This is a genomic window from Streptomyces sp. NPDC047014 (assembly GCF_040644195.1).
In the GTDB taxonomy this organism is placed as follows: Bacteria; Actinomycetota; Actinomycetes; order Streptomycetales; family Streptomycetaceae; genus Streptomyces.
The window spans coordinates 32,362-49,821 of record NZ_JBEYVX010000043.1; the positions used below are offsets into that span (position 1 = coordinate 32,362).

Sequence of the window (17,460 nt, forward strand, 5' to 3'; positions counted from 1 at the left end):
CGGGTCTCAGCGGGCCCCGGTGGTACGGGCTGGCGGCCACCCCGCGGTCCTGGATCCGGGTCCCGGGCACATCGTCGGTGGTGCCCTCGTACGGTTCCACGCGCAGCCCCGACACCCCGGCGGCCGGGATCGACAGCAGCGAGGCCCGCGGCCCGGAGGCGGGCGCCGGGGCGGGGGAAGCGACGGCCGGTGACGCGGCCGGGGGGACCGTCACGGGCGCGGAGGTCCGTGGCGCGGGCGCCTTCGGGGCAGCGGCTCGGGGGGCGGCCGACGAGGGCGCGCAGGCCGCGAGCAGAACGGTCACGGCTCCGGCCAGCACGGCGGGCACGGCACGGGGCGGGAACGGCAGAGGCATGGCGGGTTCCGTGTCGGTCGGTCGTCCGGGCCCGGCGGCAGGGGGCGGCCCGGTACGCCCGGCCAGGGTGACATAGGGAGCAAGACCGCCATAAGGGTCCGGTTCTGTGAGCTGCCGCTCAGGCGATGGCGGCGGACCTGCCCGGAGTAGCGACGGCGTGGCGTGCGGCGGCCCGTGGACACCGCACCCCACCATCGACAGGTGACGGCCGCGACGGCCGGCACCCGCGGCGCGAAGCCCCCGACCCCGAGCCACGGGACCTCGCGCCGCCCCAGCCTGCGCGTCCGCGCCCTACTTGAGGCCGATCTCCTCGCACGCCGCCTTGAGCCGGTCGGTGCAGATCTCGTCCACCGTGTAGACGCCGTCGTCGACCACCGTCGACTTGATGTTGCTCTTGGTCAGCACCACGCCGGGCACGAGCACCGAGGGCACGCGCTTGGTGGTCGGGCTGTCGACCAGCTCGTTGATGACGCCGTCGATCTTCTTGCCCTTGGCGAGGGCCACGGCCATCTCGGCCGCCGCGGCGGCCTCGGGCGCGTACCTCTTGTAGACGCTCATGAACTGCTCGCCCGCGACGATGCGCTGCACCCCGGCGAGTTCGGCGTCCTGGCCGGTGACCGGGGGCAGGCTGGTGACACCGGCCGCCTTGAGGGCCGCGATGATGCCGCCCGCCATGCCGTCGTTGGCCGAGTAGACGCCCACGATCCGGCTCTTGCCGAGCGCAGAGAGCGCGGAGGCCATATTGGTGTTGGCGTTCTCCGGCTTCCAGTCGACGGTGTCGTACTCCTTGCCGACGGTCACCTTGCCGTCGAGGACGCCGTGCGCGGCGGCCTTGAACTGCTTGGCGTTCGGGTCGGTGACCGAACCGTTCATCATCACGATCTGGCCGCTGTTGGCCTTGTCGCCCAGCGCGTCGAGCAGTGCCTTGGCCTGGAGCTGGCCGACGTCCTCGTTGTCGAAGGAGGTGTAGGCGTCGATCGGGCCCTCGGCGAGGCGGTCGTAGGCCACGACGGGGATCTTGGCCTCCTTCGCCTTGGCGATCGCGCCCGCGACGGCCTTGGAATCCACCGCGTCGATGATCAGTACGTCCACCTTTTTGGCGATCATCGCGGCGATCTGCGAATTCTGGGCGCCCGCGTCCTGCTTGGCGTTGGCGTAGAGGACCTGACCCTTTCCGCGCGTGAGTTTGCCGACTTCCTTTTCGATCAGAGGCTTGTCGAACTTCTCGTAGCGGGCGGTCTGGTCCTCGGGAAGGAGCAGACCGACCTTGATCGCGTCACCCTTGCCGGAACCGTCCCCTTCGGAGCCGTCGCCGCCGCAGGCGGCGAGCGAGGCGGCGGCCACGGCGGAAGCGGTGACGGATATGACGACACGCCTCAGATGCGCGTTCACGATGTAAACCTCCCTGACGAGGCCGTGTCCTTGCGGCCGAGGTAGAGGCAGTCAACTGGGCAGTGACGTCTTCGTCAAGAAGTGAATTGTTAACGGGATGGCAACGTTGCCATCGCAGACCGTACATGCGCAATTCGGTGGTTCATCTCCCATTTCCCCACCAAATCGACTGCCTTTGAACTTCAACTCCTGAAAGAACAAAGGCAATCGGAAAAGGGCGTTCCGCCACGGTGGTGAGGTCCCGGCGGCCGGGTGTGTCGATGACGACACACGAGGCTTCCGTCCGGCACGGTGGGCGCGGTCGGCGGCCGTTCCCACCAGGCGGCCGCTCAGCGCGCGCGGGAGGTTCGTATGACCGGGACCGGCAGTCGCCCGACCAGCCGTCGCACGCTCCTGCTCGCCGCCGGCTCGGCCGGGGTGGCGGCCCTCACGGCGGGCTGCGCGGGGGCGGGGCGGACGGCGCTCCCGGCACCGGCGGATCCGCCCACGAACCCACCGTCGCCCGGTACGGCCTCCTCCCCGTCCTGCGTCCTCACCCTGGAGTCGGGAGCCGGTCCGTACTACCTCGACCTGGACCGGGTCCGCTCCGACATCACGGAGGGCGTGGCCGGCGTACCGTTCCGGCTGGACCTGACAGTGGTGGGGGCCTCGGCGGGCTGCCGGCCCGTCGCGAACGCGGCCGTCGACCTCTGGCACGCGGACCCCTCGGGCACCTACTCCACGGGCGGCGCCACCTTCCTGCGCGGCACGCAGCTCACCGACGCCGCCGGGCGCTGCACGTTCCGGACGATCGTCCCCGGCTGGTACGCGGGGCTGGCCCCGCACTTCCACTTCAAGGTGCGCCCGGACGGCCGGACCGGGACGACCTCGCAGTTCTTCCTCCCCGAGGACCTGCTGCTCAGGGTGTACGCCCGGCCGCCCTACAACCGCCGCAAGGCGCCGAAGCACCCCAACGCCCGCGACGACCGCTACCGCGCCGCGGGAGCCGCGACCACCCTGTCCCCGGCTCCCGAAGCCGACGGCTACCGCGCCGCATACACGATCGGCCTCGCCTGACCCGCGCGCCGGGGCGCGGCTACATGTCCGCGAGGACCGCGAGCGCGGCGACGGTGATGTCCTCGCCGGGGCAGCGGTGACCCCGCGCCGGATCCCCGCCGGCCTGCGGGACGAGGAGGTCCAGGGGGGCGCGCGTCCCGTCCGGGTGCGTGAAGCGGGACGGGCCGAAGCGGTACGGGTCCTCCCAGAGGGCGGGATCGTGGTTCTGGCCGTACAGGTGGGTCGCCCGACACGGCAGGTGCCCGTCCCGCACTGGTTCTGAGCATCACGGAGCCCGGCCAGCTCGCGTACGAGGCGTGCGAGGCAGGCTGCGCCGCCGCTGCGGAGTGCGGTCGCGCACAGCGTGATCACCGCCACGGACCCGTAGCGGTGGACTTGGACGGCGTACGCCCTCACATCGGGCTCCCCCTCGTGCGGGGTACCAGAACCGGGACGGTCCCTCCCCCTCGCGACGGAGCTCGCGCGGCTCGACCACGAGATGCCCGAGCAGGACCTCCGTCTCCCGCTGTCCCGCATGCCGACGCGCCCGCGCAGCGCGTTTCGAGCTGCGCCCGAGGTGACCTGGCGGGGCGCCCGGGAAGCGCGGCGCGCCCCGCTCAGCTCGCCGGGTCCTTGAGCTCCCGGCACAGGTCCAGGAGGGCGTTGGAGACCGCCTCCGTCGGCGCCGGGTGGATCCACAGCGGGGTCCGCGCGAGGTCGCCGGCCGTGATGCCGCAGCTCATGGCGACCACCAGCGGCTGGATCAGGCTCGCGGCCTGCGGGCCCAGGATGTGGGCGCCGAGCAGCCGTCCGGTGCGGCGGTCCGCGAGCACCTTGCAGAAGCCGGTGCCGTCCTCCAGGGCCCAGCCGTAGGCGGTGTCCGCGAAGCGTCGCACGGCGACCGCGTAGTCGAGCCCGTCCTCCCGGCACTGCCGTTCGGTGCGGCCGGCCTGCGCGATCTGGGGGCGGGTGAACACCCCGGCGGGTACGGCCTCGTAGGAGGTGCGGAGCTGGTCGCCGGGGTGCAGCAGGTTGTGCGCCACCACCTCGGCCTCGCGGTTCGCCACATGCTTGAGCGGGAAGGCGGTGCTGACGTCACCGAGGGCGAAGACGCCCTCGGCGCTGGTCCGCTGGCAGGGGTCCACGGCCACCCGGCCGTCCTCGTGCAGGTCGATCCCGCCGCGCCCGGCGTCGATCCGGTCGCTGTTCGGGGTGCGGCCCACCGCCACGAGCAGGGTGTCCGCCTCCACGGTGCTGCCGTCGTCCAGGACCAGACGCAGCCGCCCCGGCTCGCCTTCGACGCGGGTGAGCGCCGTGCCCGTCCGTACGTCGTACCGCTCGGCCGCGACCGCGGTGTACGCGGCGGACACCGCCTCGTCCTGCGCGGAGAGCAGGACCTCCTCCTGCTCGATGACCGTGATGCGGCTGCCCGCCGCGTGGAAGACGTGTGCCAGCTCGGCGGCGACATAGCCGCCGCCGAGCACTGCGAGGTGCCGGGGCGGCCGGTCCAGGCGCATCACCGTGTCGGAGGTCTCGTACGGCAGCCCGGAATCCCGTACCGGAGGGGGTACGGACGGGCGGCTGCCGACGGCGACGACCACCTGTTCGCCGCGGACGGTGACGGCGTCCGCGCCGCTGCCGACCGTCAGGGTCCGGTCGCCGGTGAAGCGGGCGTGCCCGGTGAGCACGTCGATGTTCGCGGCGTCCCGGCGGCCCTGCTCCCCCTCAGCGGCCTCCCGGTCCAGTCGGCCGAAGACCCGGTCCCGTACGGCGGTCCAGTCGACGCCGGTCAGCCGGGCGTCGACGCCGAAGCGGCCCGCCTCGCGGATCCCGTCGACGAGGTCGGCCACGTGGACGAGCATCTTGCTGGGGATGCAGCCGCGGTTCAGGCAGGTGCCGCCGAAGGGGCCCTCCTCGACGATGGCCACGCTCAGGTCGGAGAAGCGTGCGTCCACGAGGGCGTTGCCGGAGCCGGCCCCGACGATCACGAGGTCATAGGTGCGCATGCGGCGCAACGTACCCCCGGCCCGGGACTCCATCCGCGAACGGCGCGCGGCCGGTGGGGAGGGCCGGCGCGCGGCAGGCGGAGGGCCGGCGGTGGGGGCGGCCAGGGGCCCGCGCCTACAGCCAGCCGTTGCGGCGGAAGGCCCGGTAGAGGCCGCCCGCGGCGAGCGCCATCAGGCCGACGGCGAGCGGGTAGCCGTACGTCCACCCCAGTTCGGGCATGTGCGTGAAGTTCATGCCGTACACGCCCGCGACCATCGTGGGCACGGCGAAGATCGCCGCCCAGGCGGAGATGCGCCGCATGTCGTCGTTCTGCCAGGTGCCCACGCGGGCCTGCTGGGCGCCGAGGACGGAGTCGAGCAGTTCGTCCAGGGTGCGCACCTCCAGGTCGGTGCGGTGCAGGTGGTCGGTGACGTCCCGGAGGTACGGGGCGATCTTCGGCTCGGCGGGCTTCGGCTCGGCATGCTCCAGGGGGGCGCCCTTGGCGGTGCCGTTGAGCAGGGCCGCGGCCACCGGGACCAGGGGCTGGACGGCGTCGCGGAACTCGCGGACCTCGCGCTTGAGGGAGTAGATGCCCTCGGTGTGGTCCACGCGGGAGGTCGAGAAGACCTGGTCCTCCAGCCGGTTGAGGGTGGCGCGGACCCGGCGCGCGGCGTCGCTGTAGGCGTCGACGGCGGTGTCGAGCACGGCGTGCAGGACCGCCCAGGGGCCGAGGCGCAGCATCTGCGGGTCCGCGTCCAGCCGGCGGGCGGCCTCGGCGCAGGGGTCGATGGGGCCGTGGCGCACGGTGAGCACGCTGTGCGGGCCGACGAAGATCATCAGGTCGCCGGTCTCGACCGCCGTGCCCTCCTCCACGTAGCGGAGGGTTTTCAGGGCCACGGCCAGGACGTCGCCGAAGCGCTCGCTCTTCGGGCGCTGCCGTCCGTGGAGGGCGTCCTCGACGGCCAGCGGGTGCAGGGCCAGGTCGGCGGTCAGCTGGAGCAGCTCGCTCTCGGAGGGGTCGGCCAGCCGCACCCAGGCGAATTCCCCTTCGCCGAGGTCCCTCAGCCGCTTGAGGGCCGACTGGCACGCCTCCTCCGGAAGCTCGCACTCCACATGTTCCGACCGGCCCGAAGCCTGCTCGTAGATGACGCAATCCATGGTCCGCGCATGCTTCACCGGAGCCGTTTCATGCGCCCGCCGCCGGAACTCGGTGCCGTTCCAGCAGCCGATGCCCTTGCCGTGCCGGTACGCCTCGGTGACGAGCAACGAGCAGCAGCACGCGCGGGTCGGGTGCCTCGGGCGGCCGGGCCGTGCCCGCCTTGGCTTCGTCATGGTCTTCTCCTTGACCGTGGGCATGGAGGCGGGCGCGCTCTCCGGCTACCCGGACCACCGCCGGGCATGTCGGGAGTGAAACGTTTCTTCCGATGCGACCCGGTGTGTTACCCCTCGCGCGGCGCGGTACGCGCATCGTTTTGCGGCTGTCGGCGGGCAATCCTTCGCGTTCCGGCTTTCACGGCCGGTGCCCCGCCCGGTGGAGTGGCCGTATGGAACCGACACAGACCGCCGCGGAGACCGATCCCGGGCAGGGGGCGGAGGAGCGCTGCGCGCGGGTCCGGCAGGTCCTGGACCGGGCCGGGTACGAGACATCGGCGCGGCAGGAGGACGGTCTGCGGGTATGGGCCTCGGGCGAGGAGGTCCTGGTCGGGTGGGTGGCCCAGGAGGTGCTGCGGGCGACCGTCCAGGTCCACGGGCACGAGCGGGATCTCGACCGGTTCACCTCCCTGCCGGGGCTGCACCGGGCGCTCCAGACCGCCCTGGGCGTCGTCCTGCACGAGGCGGGCTTCGACACCGCCGCGCACGGGGAGCACGCGGTCCTCGTCCGGGCGCGGGCGGTCCCCGAGGGCGGCGGCGCCGCCCGGATTCCCGGCTGAGGGCTCAGGGACCGGTCAGCGTGTGCCGGGGCAGCACCCCGTACGCGGCGCGGTAGGCGGCGGCGAACCGCCCCTGGTGGTGGAAGCCCCAGCGGTGGGCGACGGCCGTCACGGTCTCCCGCTCGGGATCCCCCGCGACGAGGTCGGCGTGCGCCTGCGCCAGGCGCACCCGGCGCAGATAGGCCGTGGGCGTGGTGCCGAGGTGCCGCCGGAAGGCGTACTGGAGGGCGCGCGGGGTGACGCCCGCCGCGGCGGCCATCTCCACCAGCCCGATGTCGGTCGCCGGGTGGGCCTCGATGAAGCCGATGGCCCGGCGGACGGTCTCGGAGGTGGCGTCGCGGGTGTCGGCGAGCACCGGCTCGGGGCTCGCGTCGGTGGCGAAGGCGGCGAGGAAGGTCGCGGCGAGCAGCCGGACGGCGGCGTCGACCACCAGCGGAGCGCTGCCCGGGGGCAGCGCCAGGACGGTGGTCTCCACGTAGGCGGCGGTCCGCTTCCACTGCTCGGCCATGACCGGGGAGACGGGGGTGAAGCGGGTGAAGCGCAGCGGCCGGGCCGCGCACCCCTCGGGGCGGCCCGCGGCCTCCTGCACCAGCGCGAGAGGTAACGTCACGGCACGCAGCTCGGCGGAGTGGACCCGGCCCGCGTACGGCAGCTCGGGCTGCGAGATGGCCAGCACATCCCCGGACCCGGCCTCGGTGACGTCGTCCCGGCACTCGCGGACCATCCGCCCGCCCAGGACATGGGTGACGGCCACGGCGCCGAGCGGGCCGGTGGAGTAGGAGTACTCGGCCGACAGCGCCAGGGTGCTGAGCGAGACGGGACCGGCGCTGATGCGGGAGTACTGGAAGGGGCTGCGCGGGGCGGGGGTCCGCAGGCGCAGGCTCGTCCCGTAGGCCGCTTTCAGCCAGTCGCGGGCCACGTCGACCTCGGTGGTCCGGAAGCTCTGCCCGGCCGCCGGTGCCGCCTGCGGTGCCTGGGGCATGGTGGCGTACGTCCTCTCGCGCGGCGGGCGGCGCGGCACGGAGGAGCAGCGCGCGTTCAGAGTACGGCCGGCGGCGGAGCGGGGGTACGCGGGCGGAGGATCACGTGCGCGCGGGGGATAATCCGCCCCGCGCGCGGATGTCCACGGACACCGCTCCCCCGCTCCCCTACGACCGTCCCGGCCGGAACTGGGCCGTGCGCCCGCGGACCGGCTGCCCGAGCACCCCGGGGTGGCGTCGCGTACGCCACGGCGGCTGCACCGGCCCGCGCGCCATCGGGCGGTGCGAGGACGGCGGGACCATCGCCGCCGTCCTCGGCACCCTCGGCGAGGGCGGCGCCTTCGGCCGCCCGGCCGCGCACGGTGTCGTGGAGCGGTCCGTGCTGCGGCTTCTGCGGGATCCGTGGCGGATCAGTGGTTCGAGGAGCGGCCCGGCAGCATCTCCTTGGCCTTCGCCACGGTGAAGCCCCAGCCCTGCGCCAGGGTGGGCTTGGGCGGGACGGAGATCTCCTCGGGGTTGGTGAGCACGTCCAGCAGGACCGGGCCGGGGGTGGCGAGGGCCCGGCGTACGGTCTCCTCCAGATCGTCCGGGTCGGTCAGCCGGATGCCGGTGATACCGAGGGCGGTGGCGACGGCAGCGAAGTCGGGATTGTCGAGCTCGGTGCCGAACTCGGGCAGCCCCACCTGCTCCTGCTCCAGTTTGACCATGCCGAGGCGGCGGTTGTCGAAGACCACGAGCTTGACCGGGAGCTGATAGGTCTTGATGGTCATCAGGTCGCCGAGCAGCATGCTCAGCCCGCCGTCCCCGCAGAAGGCGACCACCTGCCGGCCGGGCGCCCAGAGCTGGGCGCCGATGGCCTGGGGCATGGCGTTGGCCATGGAGCCCAGGTTGTAGGAGCCGAGCAGGCGCCGCTGTCCGCGCATGGAGACGAAGCGGGAGAGCCAGACGGTGGCCATGCCGGTGTCGGAGAGGAACACGGCGTCGTCGTCGGCGCAGGCGTCCACCGCGGCGGCCAGGGCCTCGGGCCGGATGGCGTGCTCGGGGTTGTCGAGGGCGGCCCGCAGCTTGCCCACGGCGCGGTGCTCGTGCGCGGGGTCGGCCAGCTTGCGCTGCCCCTCGGTCCAGCGGGTGAAGCGGGAGCGGGCGTCGTCGAGGTGGTCGCGGTCGGTGGCCGCCGTGAGCAGCGGCAGCAGGGCGCGCAGGGTGGCGCCGACGTCACCGGCCAGCCCGATGTCGACGGGGGTCCGCCGGCCCAGGTGCTCCTCGCGGGTGTCGACCTGTACGACCTTCACCTCGCTCGGATAGAACTCCCGGTACGGGAAGTCCGTGCCCAGCATCAGCAGCGCGTCGCCGCTCTCCAGCGCGTGGGCGGCGGCCGGGTTGCCGATGAGCCCGGTCTGGCCGACCTGGTAGGGGTTGTCGGTGTCCTCGAAGCCCTCCTTCGCCTTGAGCGTGAGCACCATGGGCGCGGCCAGCAGCTCGGCGGTCTCCAGGACCTCGGCGCGGGCCTCCCGGGCGCCCTGCCCGACGAGGAGGGTCACCCGGGAGGCCGCGTTCAGCAGCTCGGCGGCGCGGGCGAGGGAGGCGTCGTCGGGGCGGGTGACGGCCCGGTCCAGCGCGAAGCGGGTGGGCCGGTCCTCGGGCACCTCCTGGTCGCCGAGGTCCCCGGGGACGGTGAGGACGGCGACCCCGCCACGGGTGACGGCGGCCCGCACGGCGGTCTCCAGTGCGCGGGGCATCTGGTCGGGCGAGGTCACGGTGGCCCGGTGGATGGCGACGTCCCGGAAGAGCAGGTCGTTGTCGACCTCCTGGAAGTAGTCGCTGCCGATCTCCGCGAGCGGGACCTGACCGCAGATGGCCAGGACGGGGGCGCGGCTCTTGGCGGCGTCGTAGAGGCCGTTGAGGAGGTGGACGGAGCCGGGACCGACCGTGCCCATGCACACACCGAGCGTCCCCGAGAGCTGGGCGCGCGCCCCGGCCGCGAAGGCGGCGACCTCCTCGTGGCGGCAGCCGACCCAGTCCACGCCCTCGGTGGTGCGGATGGCCTCGGTCAGCGGGTTCAGGGCGTCTCCGACGACGCCGAAGACGTGCTCGACGCCCAGTTCCTGCAGAGCGTCGACGATCACTCGGGCCACGGTGCGTGCCATCGGGGGCCTCCGGTTCGGGTTGGGTCGGGTTGGGTTGGGTCGGGTTGTGTTCAGGGGGAGGATGCGGTGCGGTTCAGAGGGCGAAGCGGTCCGGATCGGCCGCCTCCCAGTCGGCTGCCCACGATCGCGGCGCGGATACCAGGAGCTGCCCCGGGGTGAGCCATTCGTGCAGCTCGGCGTAGGAGCGCACGGTGTGCGGGTCCACCCGCTGGAGCAGCATGTGGGGGTGCAGTTCCGCCGGGCTGTCGACGCCCATCGCCGCGATGATCTGGAGGGCGCTCTTGACGGTGGCCTCCTGGTAGCGGTGCACCCGCTGGGCCTTGTCGCCGACGTCCAGCGCGCGGGCGCGCCGCGGGTCCTGCGTGGCGACGCCGACCGGACAGGTGTTGGTGTGGCAGCGCTGGGCCTGTATGCAGCCCGTCGCGAGCATCATGGAGCGTGCCGCGTTGGTGTAGTCGGCGCCCTGGAGGAGCCGGCGTACGAGATCGCTGCCGGTGGCGACCTTGCCCGCCGCGCCGATCCGGATCCGGTCGCGCAGGCCGCTGCCGACCAGGGCGTTGTGGACGGCCATCAGCCCCTCGTCGAGCGGGAGTCCGACCATGTCCGCGAACTCCAGCGGCGCCGCGCCCGTACCGCCCTCGGCCCCGTCGACGACGATGAAGTCGGGGGTGACGCCCTCCTCGCGCATGGCCCGGCACACGGCCAGGAACTCGCGGCGCGAGCCGACGCACAGCTTGAAGCCGACGGGCTTGCCGCCGGACAGCTCCCGCATCCGGCCCAGGAAGCGCACCAGTTCACGCGGGGTGCTGTACACGCGGTGGTAGGGCGGCGAGATGATGGTCCGGCCCTGCGGCACCCCGCGGACCTTCGCGATCTCCGCGTTGACCTTGGCGCCCGGGAGCACACCGCCGATGCCCGGTTTGGCGCCCTGACTGATCTTCAAGGACACCGCCTTGACGTGCGGGTGGGCGGCCTTGCGGGCGAACTCCCGCTCGTCGAAGCCGCCGTCGTCGGTGCGGCATCCGAAGTAGCCGGTGCCGATCTCCCAGACGAGGTCCCCGCCGGGCCGCAGATGGTAGTCCGAGAGGCCGCCCTCGCCGGTGTCATGGGCGAAACCGCCGAGCCGGGCGCCGGTGTTCAGCGCCAGGATCGCGTTCGCGGACAGGGAGCCGAAGCTCATGGCCGAGACATTGAGGAGGGCCATGTCGTACGGCTGCTCGCAGTCGGGCCCTCCCACCCGCACCCGGGGCGGGTCCGTGCGCACGGGGCGGGGGGCCATGGAGGGGGCGAGGTACTGGCTGCCGGGCTGGTAGAGGTCACGTTCCGTGCCGAAGGGCTCCTCGGCGTCGGTGCCCTTGGCCCGCTGGTAGACGATGTTGCGGGTGTCGCGGTCGAAGGGACGGCCGTCGAAGTTCCGCTCGATGAAGTACTGCTGGATCTCGGGGCGCAGCGCCTCCAGCGCGAACCGCAGATGCCCCAGGACGGGGTAGTTGCGCAGGATGGAGTGGCGGCGCTGCCGTACGTCGTGCACGGCGGTCACGAGGATCAGTACGAGGGGCACGGCGGCGGCCCACCACCAGGGCGAGGCGGTCAGGGCCGCCGCGACCGCGGCGCAGGCGGCGGCCGCGAGGCCCGACAGGATCAAAAGGATCTTCAGCACGTGGACCGTGTGTCCGCCGCCCTGCCCTTCATGCGCCGCCGTCCCTGTGGCGCACGCCTCGCCCCGCGGGGAGGGGCCGTTAGGCCAATCGGCTGACCAGCGCCGGGAGCACCTTGGTGGCGTAGGCGTCGAAGAAGGCTTCCTGGTCGGGGCCGATCTGGCCGATGTACACCTCCGCGAAGCCCGCCTCCACATAGCGCTGGATGGCGGCGATGTGCTCGTCCGGGTCGTCCCCGCAAGGGGTGGCCCCGGCGATCTGCTCGGGGGTGACGAGTTCGGCGGCCTGCTCGAAGTGCGCGGGGGTGGGCAGGATCTGCGCGAGCTCGCCGGGCAGCTGCTCGCTCGGCCACAGCCGGTGGGCGGTGCGGACGGCCTGCTCCCGGTCGGCGCCCCAGCAGACCTTGAGCCCGCCGATGACGGGCTTGTCCCCGCCGCCGGACTCCCGGAAGGTGCCGATGAGGTCTTCGTCGGGGCCCATCAGCACGTAGCCGTCCCCGATGCGTCCGGCGAGTGCGGCCGCCTTGGGGCCGAAGCCGGAGACGTACACGGGCGGCGGGCTGTCGGGGCAGGTGTAGAGGCGGGCGTTGTCGACGGTGTAGTGGGCTCCGCGGTGGCTGACCTGCTCTCCGGTGAACAGCTCGCGCATGACCTGCACGGCCTCCTCCAGCATGTCCGCGCGGTCGGCGAAGGAGGGCCACGGGTCGCCGTGGATGTGCTCGTTGAGGGCTTCGCCGGTGCCCACGCCGAGGCGGAAGCGGCCCTGGGTCAGCACGCTGGAGGTGGCCGCCGCCTGGGCCGTGACGCAGGGGTGCAGGCGAACCGTCGGGCAGGTCACCAGGGTGGTGATCGGGAGGGACACCTCGCGGGAGAGCGCTCCGATGACCGACCAGACGAAGGGGCTGCTGCCCTGGGCGTCGTTCCACGGGTGGAAGTGGTCGGAGATCGCCAGCGCCGTGAAACCGGCGGCCTCGGCCTGGCGGGCCTGGTCGATCAGCTGGTCCGGGGTGAATTCCTCGCTGGCCAGGAAGTAACCGTAGGAGGTCATGACGGGCACCCTTCGTCGGCGGCTGCGGCGTACGCCGTGCTGCCGGGGCGCCTGCCCGGGGCCGCGGTCGCCACACCTGCGGCCCCTCCGGGCGGGTGGTGGTGCGGCGGCGGAGGGCGGGCAGGCGCCCGGTGCGGGCCGCTCACCAGTGGGTGAGGGCCTTCGCGTGCTGGGTCGTGCCCGCCGTGACCGCCTTGGCGTGGAGGCGGGCGTTCTTCACCGGGTGCCGGTGGTCGAAGGCGTGCCGGGAGCGGTAGGCGAGCGAGGGCTTGCCGTGGGTGTCGGCGGCGGCGATGAGGAGCCCGCCCAGCGCGGACAGGTCCGTCAGGAAGCCGGCGCGCTGCCGGGCGCGCTCCTCCGGGTCCTCCGCCGTCCAGAAGGCGTGCGCGGTGAGGGAGGTCGGCACCAGCGTGGCGGCGAGCGTGAGCGCGGCCAGCCGCGGCGCGCGGCCCGTGGCGAGCAGCAGCCCGGCCGCGGCCTGGACGGCTCCGGTGGCGCGCAGGAGCTGCTTCGGATCCCCGGCGAGGGCCGGGATGCGGTCCCCGAGGGCCTGTACGACGGGCTGCGCGACCGGCAGCGCGTCGTCCGGGCGGCGTACGGTCCGCAGTCCGCGGGCGATGAACGGGGCGGCGAGCAGGGGGCGGGCGAATTTTCGTAGAACGGCCATGTAGGGCTGCTGCCCAGACCGGGCCGGTCCATGACCGGGCGGGACCGTCCGGTGAAAAAGTCGTGAACGGCGGCGTTTGCTCCGCATACAGCCATCGGGAGCGGCCAGGAGAGGGGGCAAGCACAGGAACGAACCGGATGGAGGAAAGACGATGAACTGGCGCCACGAGGCCGCCTGCCGGCGGGAGGACCCCGACCTCTTCTTCCCTGTGGGTTCCGGCGGACCCGCCCTGCTCCAGATCGAGGAGGCCAAGGCGGTGTGCGCCCGCTGCCCGGTCCGGGAGACCTGCCTCCAGTGGGCTCTGGAGGAGGGCCCGGAGTTCGGTGTGTGCGGCGGCCTGAGCGAGGAGGAGCGCCGGACCGCGCGGCGGCGTACGGCGCGGGCCCGGAGCCGTTCGCGCCGGACCGCGAGCTGAGGCGCCCCGCGTTCTACGTGCCGTCCTCCCCCGGGTTCCCGGGCGGGCGGGCGGTGTGGTCGGGGTGGCCGCTCGTACGGCGTGATTCCTTCATCTCCGCCTCGTAGAGGTGGTCGCGGCCTTCCGCCAGGGCCTCGCGGGCCTGCCGTTCCAGGGCGCGGAAGGGCTCGTAGTAGGTGTCGTTGTACGACTCGACGACCTGGAAGGTCCAGTGGCCCGGAATGACGTTGCGCCCCAGGACCTCCTGCTCGACCCGGTCCGCCCAGGCGCTGTGTCCGGCCTCGCGGAGCAGGCGTACCGCCCGGTCCAGCTCCAGGTCCGCGGTGCCGGTCAGCTGGTGGAATCCGTAGAGGTGGCCGCGGGCCCGCTCGACCGTCTCCAGCGCCTTCGACAGCGAGGCGAGGGCTTCCACCGTGCGGTCGCTCACCCCCTGCGGGCGGAGGTGGGCGCGGTCCCGGCTCTCCTCGTCACGGTCGGGCATACGGGCTCCTCTCCGGGCACGGGCACGGGTCAGTCCGCCAGGGCGACGAGCCGGTCGTAGGCGAGATGGGCGGGCTGGCGGGCCGTCAGGTGGACATGGGCCTCGGTGAACAGCTCCTTGAGGGCTTCGTAGCCCGCCGTGTACGCGGCGTCGTCCCGGCTCTCGCCGCCGGGCATCCACGAGACCAGGACGAGTTCGTGGCGCCGGGCTCCGGTCGCCGTGGCGAAGGGCAGCTCGTGCAGGATCAGCCGCGGCTGGTCCCCCGGGAGGCTGCCGAGGAGTTCGTCGTGGGTCCAGTTGGCCGAGGTCTCCGCCTCCAGGACGCCCGAGGCGATGGCGAACACCACCGTGTTGACGTCCCGGTGCTCCTTGAGGTGCCGGTAGGCGTCCAGGCAGCTGTCCCCGACGCGGACCTTGCTCGGGCTGCTCACGTACGGTCTCCAATGCCGGGCGGGAGGGTCGGGGACGGGACGGCCCCGGCCCCTCGCGGTGGGGGCCGGGGCACGCGGCGGGTTGCTCCGGATGAGATGCGCTCAGGTACGCAGGCGGCTGTTGACGCCCATGTAGCCGTCGGCGCTCTCCTCGCTGAACCAGTAGTCACCGGCCGCCAGGTAGCGGAACGCGTGCTCCCGGCCGCCGGGCAGGGTGACGGTGACCGCCCGCATGCCGTCGGAGCGGGGCGCGAGGGTGTGGGTGCCGGGCTTCCAGTCGTTGAAGTCGCCGACCACGCTGACCGGCCCGGGAGGGCTGTCGGCGGGCAGGACGAACGTGACCGCGGTGCGGTCCTTGCGCGGCTTGCGCTCCAGCATGGAAGGGACTCCTGACGGCACGAGGGGGATGGGTCCCCCTCATCCTCCGGGTACTTCGGCCCCGCCGCCTCCCGACGGGACCCCCGGGCCGGTACGGTCACCCTTCCGCCGCACAGGAACCACTGGAATGCTGCGGCGGGCTGGACGCGCTACGCGCCGGGCAGCCAGCCGGCGGCGAAGTCGGCGCCGTCGCGCAGGGCGTGGGCCCGCTCCTCCAGCAGCCGGCGGAAGCCCGCCACCGGGTACCGCTCGCCGGTGGCCGAGCCGGTGCCGGAGATCCCGGCGATCTCGGCCATGCACTGCTGGGGCTGCGGCTGGAAGCCGGTGACCAGCACCCTCAGCCCCAGGCACTCCGCGCGCCGGTGCACCTCCAGCAGGTGGAGCAGGCCGCGCGGGTCCATGAGCGGGACGCCGTGGAGGTCCACCAGGAGGTCCCGCGCTTCGAGGGCGACCGTGTCGAGCGCCTCCCCGAGCGCCGCGCCTCCGCGTTCGTCGAGCTCACCACCGGCGGTGACGAGGACCGAGCTTCCGTAGTGCTGGACATCGACCGTGATCAAGCGTCCTCCTCCGACCCCCGCACACATCGGTGCCTGCGGGTCCCTCATCCTGGCCTGCGCTCCCCCGGCCGGGCACGAGGCGCGCTCGAACGGGCCGGACGACCTCGCCGCGCGCCGCGCTCTCCGGCGGGTGCGGACCTCAGGGGGTGTCACCCGGCGGGATGCCATTCGGCGAGCATGAGGGTGGCGTCGTCGCGCAGCCTGCTGCTCTGGTGGGCCAGCAGGTTCTGGATCAGGCGGCGCAGGGCCTCCGGCGAGGGCGCGCCCTCGCTCATGGAGCGGATGACGGCGTCGGCGAGGCGCTGCTCGCCGAAGAGGTCGCCGGCCGGTGAGCGGGCCTCGGTGACGCCGTCGCTGTAGAGGAGGACGCGGTCCCCCGGCTGGAGGCGTTCGTGGTGCAGGCGGGGCGGCCGCTGTGCGTGGAAGCCGAGCCCGAGCGGGAGTTCCGGGGTCCGTTCGAGGATACGCGGCAGGACCCGGCCCTCCCGGACGAGCAGCGGCGGCGGGTGGGCGCAGTTGATCCAGGTGAGCTGCCCGGTGTGGGTGTCGAGGTCGGCGATGAACGCGGTCATCAGGCGGTCGGGGATCCAGCGCGCGAGGGTGCGGTCGATGGCGGTGGCGATGTCGGGCAGCGTGCCGCCGCCGCGCCGGGTGGAGCGGCAGGTGGCCAGTCCGGTGGCGCTGGCGCCGCCGGAGGCCAGGTCGTGGCCCATCGCGTCGAGCAGCGTCAGGTGCAGGGTGCCGTCGGTCAGGCTGTGGTCGAAGGCGTCGCCTCCGATCTCGTAGGCGGGCTCCAGCACCGCGGAGGAGGTGACGCTCGAGGTACCGATGGTCCGCGGCGGCAGGAAGGCCCAGAGCAGTTCCGCCTGCACGCTCATCGGCTGCGACCGCTCCCGCGTGATCAGCAGCTCGCTGTGCAGGGACTTGGCGACCACGAGCAGGGCCGACAGGTCCGCCAGCGCCCCGCACGCCGCCAGCAGGCCCGCGTCCAGCCGGGGTGCGGTGACCCGCAGCACCCCCACCCGCTCGACCCCGTCCACCATCGGCAGATAGGCCGTGGTGCCGTCGCGGACCTGCTGGGCCTGCTGGGTGCGGTAGGCGAGCCCGGCCAGCGAGCTGTCGATGTCCAGGGTCTCGTCCTCGGCCGCGAGGCCGGGCTGGGGCAGCGCGACGAGCCGGACCTGCTGGAGATCGGCCACGTACAGGCAGGTCCCGGAGGCGCCGAGACGGCGGGCCGCCTCGCCGACGAGGGAGGGCATCCGGCCGGCCGTGGCGAGGTGCGAGTGGGCCAGCACATGGGCCAGAACGGCCTCGGTCCCGTCCGCCGTGACCATCTCCGATCCTGATCCGTTTCACCGGCCCGGGGGCCGGTGGCGGGCGCTGTCCCGTCCATGCTCCCCGATCCGCGGCCGATCGGCCGGTCGGACACGTGCGTACGGGCGCGCACGGAGACTCGGGCGGAAGCGGGGGCTCCGCTTGAGGGGGCCGCACCGGGGTAGGCGCCAGCCGCGACCGACGGCCGGTCGGGCGCGGATCCAAGGAGCGGTCCCATGCTTCTTCTTCTCGGACTGATCATTCTCATCGTCGCCGCGGTCGTCGGGGTCACCGGAGTCTTCGGCAACTTCGGGGCCGCCAACAGCCTGTCGGCCGGCGGCGACTTCTCGATCTTCGGCTACCACGCCACCGGATCGACCGGATCCCTCTTCCTGACGGGCATCATCGTCGGGGCCGTGGCCACCTTCGGCCTGGCCCTGGTCATGCTGGGCGCGCGGCGTTCCGTACGGACGCGGCGGTCCTGGCGGGCCGCGGACCGCGAGGCGGCGGTCGTGGACCGCGAGCGGGACGACCTGATCGGGCAGCGGGACGACGCCCGTGCGGCGGCGGACGACCAGGCGGCCGCGCCCGCCGGGCGGCACCGCCGCTGGTTCGGGCACCGTACGGCGCCCCACTGACCGCGTGTGGACGTACGCGCGGGCGGGCCGTGGCAGGGGCACTGCCAC

17 protein-coding genes and 1 pseudogene are annotated in these 17,460 nt (G+C 73.5%); 4 read left to right on the plus strand and 14 right to left on the minus strand.

Annotated elements, in window-relative coordinates; all coding sequences use genetic code 11:
* Positions 1 to 646: 646 nt before the first annotated feature.
* Positions 647 to 1,747 carry a substrate-binding domain-containing protein gene (locus ABZ873_RS22030; RefSeq protein WP_360874655.1) on the minus strand — a complete coding sequence of 367 codons (1,101 nt, stop codon included), beginning with the start codon at positions 1,745 to 1,747 and terminating at the stop codon, positions 647 to 649.
* Positions 1,748 to 2,098: 351 nt separating this feature from the next.
* Between ABZ873_RS22030 and ABZ873_RS22035 the strand changes: the two genes are divergently transcribed.
* Positions 2,099 to 2,803: an intradiol ring-cleavage dioxygenase gene (locus ABZ873_RS22035; protein WP_360874658.1), complete on the plus strand. Its 705-nt coding sequence runs from the start codon at positions 2,099 to 2,101 to the stop codon at positions 2,801 to 2,803.
* Positions 2,804 to 2,840: 37 nt separating this feature from the next.
* Here ABZ873_RS22035 and ABZ873_RS22040 read toward each other — a convergent pair.
* The 3 genes and pseudogenes from ABZ873_RS22040 to ABZ873_RS22050 form a co-directional block, all read right to left on the minus strand.
* Positions 2,841 to 3,020: pseudogene (locus ABZ873_RS22040) on the minus strand (cytochrome P450); the annotation flags it as partial.
* 379 nt (positions 3,021 to 3,399) lie between these two features.
* On the minus strand, positions 3,400 to 4,788 hold the full coding sequence (locus ABZ873_RS22045) for a mycothione reductase (protein ID WP_360874661.1): 1,389 nt from the start codon (positions 4,786 to 4,788) through the stop codon (positions 3,400 to 3,402).
* 115 nt (positions 4,789 to 4,903) lie between these two features.
* On the minus strand, positions 4,904 to 6,100 hold the full coding sequence (locus tag ABZ873_RS22050) for a magnesium and cobalt transport protein CorA (protein WP_360874664.1): 1,197 nt from the start codon (positions 6,098 to 6,100) through the stop codon (positions 4,904 to 4,906).
* Positions 6,101 to 6,312: 212 nt separating this feature from the next.
* Between ABZ873_RS22050 and ABZ873_RS22055 the strand changes: the two genes are divergently transcribed.
* Complete coding sequence (locus tag ABZ873_RS22055) at positions 6,313 to 6,699, plus strand: hypothetical protein (protein ID WP_360874667.1); 387 nt, start codon at positions 6,313 to 6,315, stop codon at positions 6,697 to 6,699.
* Between the two features lie 4 nt (positions 6,700 to 6,703).
* Here the strand turns inward: ABZ873_RS22055 and ABZ873_RS22060 are convergent, their stop codons facing one another.
* The 5 genes from ABZ873_RS22060 to ABZ873_RS22080 form a co-directional block, all read right to left on the minus strand.
* Positions 6,704 to 7,681, minus strand: coding sequence for an AraC family transcriptional regulator (locus ABZ873_RS22060; protein ID WP_360874670.1), 978 nt, complete (start codon positions 7,679 to 7,681; stop codon positions 6,704 to 6,706).
* 408 nt (positions 7,682 to 8,089) lie between these two features.
* The gene (locus ABZ873_RS22065; RefSeq protein ID WP_360874673.1) at positions 8,090 to 9,826 is read right to left on the minus strand and encodes a thiamine pyrophosphate-dependent enzyme; all 1,737 of its coding nucleotides are present in this window, start codon (positions 9,824 to 9,826) and stop codon (positions 8,090 to 8,092) included.
* A gap of 73 nt (positions 9,827 to 9,899) precedes the next feature.
* On the minus strand, positions 9,900 to 11,483 hold the full coding sequence (locus ABZ873_RS22070) for an FMN-binding glutamate synthase family protein (RefSeq protein WP_360874704.1): 1,584 nt from the start codon (positions 11,481 to 11,483) through the stop codon (positions 9,900 to 9,902).
* Between the two features lie 82 nt (positions 11,484 to 11,565).
* Positions 11,566 to 12,531 (minus strand): TIGR03557 family F420-dependent LLM class oxidoreductase, encoded by a 966-nt coding sequence (locus tag ABZ873_RS22075; protein ID WP_360874676.1) that lies wholly within the window; start codon positions 12,529 to 12,531, stop codon positions 11,566 to 11,568.
* A 142-nt stretch (positions 12,532 to 12,673) separates the two neighbouring features.
* A complete protein-coding gene (locus ABZ873_RS22080; protein WP_360874678.1) occupies positions 12,674 to 13,198 on the minus strand; it encodes a DoxX family protein in 525 nt (174 codons plus the stop codon).
* 151 nt (positions 13,199 to 13,349) lie between these two features.
* Here ABZ873_RS22080 and ABZ873_RS22085 point away from each other — a divergent pair, with 151 nt between their 5' ends.
* Complete coding sequence (locus ABZ873_RS22085; protein WP_360874681.1) at positions 13,350 to 13,613, plus strand: WhiB family transcriptional regulator; 264 nt, start codon at positions 13,350 to 13,352, stop codon at positions 13,611 to 13,613.
* A 13-nt stretch (positions 13,614 to 13,626) separates the two neighbouring features.
* Here ABZ873_RS22085 and ABZ873_RS22090 read toward each other — a convergent pair whose 3' ends face one another.
* The 5 genes from ABZ873_RS22090 to ABZ873_RS22110 all read right to left on the minus strand — a co-directional run bounded on the left by ABZ873_RS22090 (position 13,627) and on the right by ABZ873_RS22110 (position 16,794).
* Positions 13,627 to 14,094, minus strand: a complete 468-nt coding sequence (locus tag ABZ873_RS22090; RefSeq protein ID WP_360874684.1) for a hypothetical protein — start codon at positions 14,092 to 14,094, stop codon at positions 13,627 to 13,629.
* Positions 14,095 to 14,123: 29 nt separating this feature from the next.
* Positions 14,124 to 14,525 carry a cofilin family protein gene (locus tag ABZ873_RS22095; RefSeq protein ID WP_360874687.1) on the minus strand — a complete coding sequence of 134 codons (402 nt, stop codon included), beginning with the start codon at positions 14,523 to 14,525 and terminating at the stop codon, positions 14,124 to 14,126.
* A 102-nt stretch (positions 14,526 to 14,627) separates the two neighbouring features.
* Entirely contained in the window at positions 14,628 to 14,903 is a 276-nt protein-coding gene (locus ABZ873_RS22100; protein WP_360874689.1) for an isoamylase early set domain-containing protein, read from the minus strand.
* Positions 14,904 to 15,052: 149 nt separating this feature from the next.
* Positions 15,053 to 15,460, minus strand: a complete 408-nt coding sequence (locus tag ABZ873_RS22105; protein WP_360874692.1) for an STAS domain-containing protein — start codon at positions 15,458 to 15,460, stop codon at positions 15,053 to 15,055.
* 149 nt (positions 15,461 to 15,609) lie between these two features.
* Positions 15,610 to 16,794 carry a PP2C family protein-serine/threonine phosphatase gene (locus ABZ873_RS22110; protein ID WP_360874695.1) on the minus strand — a complete coding sequence of 395 codons (1,185 nt, stop codon included), beginning with the start codon at positions 16,792 to 16,794 and terminating at the stop codon, positions 15,610 to 15,612.
* Positions 16,795 to 17,010: 216 nt separating this feature from the next.
* Here ABZ873_RS22110 and ABZ873_RS22115 point away from each other — a divergent pair, with 216 nt between their 5' ends.
* Entirely contained in the window at positions 17,011 to 17,412 is a 402-nt protein-coding gene (locus ABZ873_RS22115) for a hypothetical protein (RefSeq protein ID WP_360874698.1), read from the plus strand.
* Positions 17,413 to 17,460 lie beyond the last annotated feature (48 nt).

What these genes read in the sequence shown, in the direction of transcription:
- ABZ873_RS22090 (WP_360874684.1), bottom strand. Translation starts at nt 14,094, where the DNA reads ATGCCCGACCGTGACGAGGAGAGCCGGGACCGCGCCCACCTCCGCCCG.
- ABZ873_RS22080 (WP_360874678.1), bottom strand. Translation starts at nt 13,198, where the DNA reads ATGGCCGTTCTACGAAAATTCGCCCGCCCCCTGCTCGCCGCCCCGTTC.
- ABZ873_RS22050 (WP_360874664.1), bottom strand. Translation starts at nt 6,100, where the DNA reads ATGACGAAGCCAAGGCGGGCACGGCCCGGCCGCCCGAGGCACCCGACC.
- ABZ873_RS22055 (WP_360874667.1), top strand. Translation starts at nt 6,313, where the DNA reads ATGGAACCGACACAGACCGCCGCGGAGACCGATCCCGGGCAGGGGGCG.
- ABZ873_RS22065 (WP_360874673.1), bottom strand. Translation starts at nt 9,826, where the DNA reads ATGGCACGCACCGTGGCCCGAGTGATCGTCGACGCTCTGCAGGAACTG.
- ABZ873_RS22035 (WP_360874658.1), top strand. Translation starts at nt 2,099, where the DNA reads ATGACCGGGACCGGCAGTCGCCCGACCAGCCGTCGCACGCTCCTGCTC.
- ABZ873_RS22060 (WP_360874670.1), bottom strand. Translation starts at nt 7,681, where the DNA reads ATGCCCCAGGCACCGCAGGCGGCACCGGCGGCCGGGCAGAGCTTCCGG.
- ABZ873_RS22110 (WP_360874695.1), bottom strand. Translation starts at nt 16,794, where the DNA reads ATGGTCACGGCGGACGGGACCGAGGCCGTTCTGGCCCATGTGCTGGCC.
- ABZ873_RS22075 (WP_360874676.1), bottom strand. Translation starts at nt 12,531, where the DNA reads ATGACCTCCTACGGTTACTTCCTGGCCAGCGAGGAATTCACCCCGGAC.
- ABZ873_RS22045 (WP_360874661.1), bottom strand. Translation starts at nt 4,788, where the DNA reads ATGCGCACCTATGACCTCGTGATCGTCGGGGCCGGCTCCGGCAACGCC.
- ABZ873_RS22100 (WP_360874689.1), bottom strand. Translation starts at nt 14,903, where the DNA reads ATGCTGGAGCGCAAGCCGCGCAAGGACCGCACCGCGGTCACGTTCGTC.
- ABZ873_RS22115 (WP_360874698.1), top strand. Translation starts at nt 17,011, where the DNA reads ATGCTTCTTCTTCTCGGACTGATCATTCTCATCGTCGCCGCGGTCGTC.
- ABZ873_RS22085 (WP_360874681.1), top strand. Translation starts at nt 13,350, where the DNA reads ATGAACTGGCGCCACGAGGCCGCCTGCCGGCGGGAGGACCCCGACCTC.